Source organism: Shewanella sp., from assembly GCF_051658185.1.
In the GTDB taxonomy this organism is placed as follows: Bacteria; Pseudomonadota; Gammaproteobacteria; order Enterobacterales; family Shewanellaceae; genus Shewanella.
Genome location: NZ_JBOFMC010000381.1, coordinates 1 through 2119, shown reverse-complemented (window position 1 = coordinate 2119; position 2119 = coordinate 1). Strand labels below are relative to the sequence as shown.

Below are 2119 nucleotides of genomic sequence, written 5' to 3'. Positions count from 1 at the left end.
GCACAAAAGTGGTTACATAAAGTGGGGATCAAAAATCCGCAAAAGGTCATGGCAAGTTACCCCTGGGAATTATCCGAAGGCGAATGTCAAAAGGTGATGATCGCCATGGCCGTCGCAAATCAGCCACGGTTATTAATTGCCGATGAACCCACCAACTCGATGGAGCTCAGCACGCAAGCGCAGATATTTAGATTATTATCCCAATTAAATCAGCTGCAACATGTCTCAATTTTGATCATTAGTCATGAACTCGAAACCCTTGCACAGTGGTGCGATCACCTATCGGTACTCTATTGCGGCCAAGTCATGGAGTCGGGCCCCACGGAGGAGCTGATCGCCAGCCCCTATCACCCCTACACTAAAGCCCTACTCGAAAATATGCCTGACTACTCCGGGATTAAAGGCCATAAAGCGATTATGCCCACCCTGCCGGGATCCGCACCCGCGCTGCAACATCTGCCCATCGGCTGTCGTTTAGGACCAAGATGCCCAGAAGCTCAAAAAAAATGTGTGTCTCAGCCCAATTTAAGTCACCTCAAAGACCGCTACTTTGCGTGCCATTTCCCTTACCATAGCGAACCGACCAATGACGACTCCACTGCTTAAAGTTACTGATCTCTACAAACGCTATGACATGGGTTATAAAGGTTTTAGCCGCCAATATAACGATGCCTTGTCTCCGGTCTCATTCGAACTCAACCGCGGAGAAACCCTTGCGATTGTTGGCGATGCGGGCTCTGGCAAGAGCACCCTCGCGCGTATTTTAGTGGGTGCAGAACCGCGTAGTGGCGGCGAGATTTATTTTGACGGCACGGCCCTCGATAGCCGCAATATTAAGCAGCGCTGCCGGCTTATTCGCATGATCTTCCAAGATCCGAATACTTCTCTCAACCCCAGACTCACGATAGGCCAACTCCTCGATGAGCCACTGCGGTTTAACACGTCACTCTCGGCCATTGAACGGCACCAACAAGTCATCGACATCTTAAGAAAAGTCGGTTTATTACCCGAGCATTTTGATTTTTATCCGCACATGATTTCAGAGGGGCAAAAACAGCGGGTAGCCGTTGCCAGAGCGTTAATGCTCAATCCAAAAATTATCATTGCCGATGAAGCGCTCACCGCGCTGGACCTGTCAGTGCGTTCACAGATCCTTAATCTACTGCTTAAACTGCAAAAAGACCTCGGTTTATCCTATATCTTCGTTTCCCATAACCTCAATATCATTCGCCATATTAGCGATCAAATCATGGTGTTACACAAAGGGGTTATGATAGAAAAAGCCGCTACAGAACAAATATTTAACTCACCTCAACATGAATACACCCAGAGGCTTATTCAAGAGCAAAGTTTGTTTGTCCACAAACGCTAAACTGCTCCAACCACTTAACTAATCAGGCAAATTGGCTAAAAATAGATGCCATTTACTCGCCGAAATATTTATCCTATTGGCCATTTTGATAGAAGAAGCGCAAACATGATTATCAAACCCAAAATTCGTGGATTTATTTGTACCACTACCCATCCAGTAGGCTGTGAAGCCAACGTAAAAGAACAAATCGCCCAGACCCAAGCCAAAGGCCCCATCACTAATGGCCCTAAAAAAGTCTTAGTGGTCGGCGCCTCAAGCGGCTATGGCCTATCATCCCGAATCGCGGCCGCGTTTGGTAGCCAAGCGGCCACCATTGGGGTATTTTTCGAAAAACCCGGCACCGAATCCAAACCCGGTACTGCAGGCTGGTATAACTCTGCTGCCTTCGATAAATTCGCTAAAGCGCAAGGGTTATATGCCAAAAGCATTAACTGTGATGCCTTCAGCCATGAGGCAAAACAAAAGGTTATTGAGCTGATTAAACAAGACCTTGGCCAAATTGATCTGGTCGTTTATTCATTGGCATCGCCCGTGCGTAAACTGCCTGACTCAGGCGAACTGGTGCGCTCGGCATTAAAGCCTATTGGCGAGCCCTATACTGCGACCGCCGTTGATACCAATAAAGATTGCATCATTGAAGCAACCGTTGAGCCAGCAACCGAGCAAGAAATTGCCGATACGGTGACCGTTATGGGCGGCCAAGATTGGGAACTGTGGATGCAAGCGCTGACAGACGCTGGCGTATTG

3 protein-coding genes are annotated in these 2119 nt (G+C 48.0%); all 3 read left to right on the top strand.

Features of this window, described 5'->3' with window-relative positions; translation table 11 throughout:
- The coding region (locus ACRCZA_RS14285) for an oligopeptide/dipeptide ABC transporter ATP-binding protein (RefSeq protein WP_438675072.1) at nt 1-606 on the top strand (606 nt) is incomplete at its 5' end.
- The gene (locus ACRCZA_RS14280; RefSeq protein ID WP_438675071.1) at nt 587-1372 is read left to right on the top strand and encodes a peptide ABC transporter ATP-binding protein; all 786 of its coding nucleotides are present in this window, start codon (nt 587-589) and stop codon (nt 1370-1372) included. The genes ACRCZA_RS14285 and ACRCZA_RS14280, both read left to right, overlap by 20 nt.
- A gap of 105 nt (nt 1373-1477) precedes the next feature.
- Nucleotides 1478-2119, top strand: a 642-nt coding sequence (gene fabV, locus ACRCZA_RS14275) for an enoyl-ACP reductase FabV (RefSeq protein ID WP_438675070.1), incomplete at its 3' end; no start/stop codon positions are given.

Bases quoted from the DNA above. Each gene is read 5' to 3' on its own strand.
- ACRCZA_RS14280 (WP_438675071.1), top strand. From the start codon at position 587: ATGACGACTCCACTGCTTAAAGTTACTGATCTCTACAAACGCTATGAC.